Origin of the sequence: Streptomyces sp. NPDC029216 (assembly GCF_040648015.1) — a bacterium.
Taxonomy (GTDB): Bacteria; Actinomycetota; Actinomycetes; order Streptomycetales; family Streptomycetaceae; genus Streptomyces.
The window spans coordinates 1-1,752 of the sequence record NZ_JBEZWL010000305.1 but is presented as its reverse complement, the minus strand read 5'-3'; the positions used below and the strand labels follow the sequence as shown (position 1 = coordinate 1,752).

At 75.2% G+C, this 1,752-nt stretch carries 2 protein-coding genes; both read right to left on the bottom strand.

From position 1 onward, the window contains the following. The coding region (locus AB0F18_RS39195) for an RNA ligase family protein (RefSeq protein ID WP_362070317.1) at positions 1 to 781 on the bottom strand (781 nt) is incomplete at its 3' end. A gap of 100 nt (positions 782 to 881) precedes the next feature. Continuing rightward, complete coding sequence (locus AB0F18_RS39190; RefSeq protein ID WP_362070314.1) at positions 882 to 1,532, bottom strand: hypothetical protein; 651 nt, start codon at positions 1,530 to 1,532, stop codon at positions 882 to 884. Between the last annotated feature and the right edge of the window lie 220 nt (positions 1,533 to 1,752).

Genomic DNA, 1,752 nt, shown 5'->3' with positions numbered 1-1,752 from the left:
CGGCCAGCCGGGTCTCGCCGGTCCGGCCGGCGCCGTCCAGCAGGGCCGTGACCTCGGCGACGGTCCGGTCGTCCCCGGGGCGGGCCGGGGTGCCGGCGCCGACGGCGGCGAGCAGCCCGGCGGGGTCCGGTTCGGAGCCCGAGCGGACCGCCCACAGGGGCGCGGCCGGGCCGAGTCCGTTGGGTACGACGGGGGCGTACATCCAGTGGGTGTCGGTCCGGACGTGCCCGCCGCGCACCCACTTGGCCACGTACCGCCCGAAGTCCGCGCGGTCGAAGCCGGCCGTCGTGCGGACGACGTACCCTTCCTGGCGGGCGGTGTCGATCCGCAGCCCGCGCAGCGCCCGTTCGTCGTAGACCCCGCGCCAGAGGACCCGGGGGACCGGGACGCCGAGCCGGTGCAGGAACCGCACCGTGCGGTCCCAGTCCAGGCAGTGGTCGCCGTCCCACACGGAGAACCCGTAGAACCAGCCGTCGAGTTCCTCGTAACCGAGCGAGTGGCGGGCGTACACGTTCTCCCCGCACACCCGCCACCCGGCGGGGATCCGCGCCCCGATCCGGCCCTGGAGGCCCTTGACCCAGGCGCGGGAGGGGTGGTGGCCGGAGTCGAGCGAGCGGGCGTGCAGCCCGTCCGCGTACAGGGTGGTGTTCTCCCCGTCGAGCTTCTCGGTGACCACCACTTCCCGCCCGGCCAGCGCCGCCGTCCCGCCGGCGCGCACGTCGTCCGCCGTGGCGCCGGGGGACCACGGCAGGTGCGCGGTGCGGGGGTAGTGCGTACGCATGGGGGACTCCAGCTCGGCGGACGGGTGTCCGGTCACTGTAGGTATCCGGAGCGGCCGCATCCACCCAATTCCCCGGCCGGCGGGGGAAGTCCAGGACCTACTAGTCGAGGTCGAGCCAGTCGAGTTCGTGGAACTCCAGGCCGTCGGCGCCGAGTCCGGTGTTCTCGGCGTGCTCGGCCATGCGCGCGGCGTACTCGGGGTGTTCGGCGAGGGAGGTGTAGCTGTCGAAGTCCAGGTCGACGACCTCGGCGAGGTCCGCGAGGTAGACGTCGAGGCCCGGGTACATCACGGCCACGTACGCCAGGTCGTCGACGTCGGTCACCAGCACCGGGTACTCGCCCGTGGAGTCCGGCGAGCCGAGGTAGAGCAGGCGGCGCGAGTCGGTGCCGCCGACCAGCGGCAGGCAGACGGCGGGCAGCAGCTTCTCGAAGTCGGCGAACAGGCCGGCCATGCCGTCGCCGGAGCCGTACATCCACTCCGCCGTCGCGCCGAGCCCGCGGTCGCCGAAGACGGGCTCGGCCGGGTCCTCGTACCAGCCGACGTCGGCGAGCCAGGAGCCGTCGAAGGCGAGCCAGCGGCGCAGGCTGGGCGGCAGCGGCCGGTCGCCGGGCAGCCTGAGCCGGTCGAGCACCTCGGGCGCCAGCGGCACCGGCCCGTCGATGTCCGGGGCGTCGCAGGTGGGCCAGCCCTGCTCCCGGACCCGTGCGATCACCCGGTCCACCAGTGCCGCGCCGTGCATGTCCTCGTTCACGGGGTGCACTGTGCCACACGCCACCGACAGCGCCGGCCTGAGCCCCAGGACGTGGCCCCCTAGCGGCACAGGGCGACGATCGCGGGGTCCACGCGCCCCTTGGCGGCCTCGCACAGGGCGGACATGTCGTACGAGAGCCGGGGCGCGGGCCGGGGCCCGGGGCGTGCGGGTTCCCGGGTGCGCGGCTTCGCGGGGGGGGCGCGGTGGGTGGGGCGGGCGG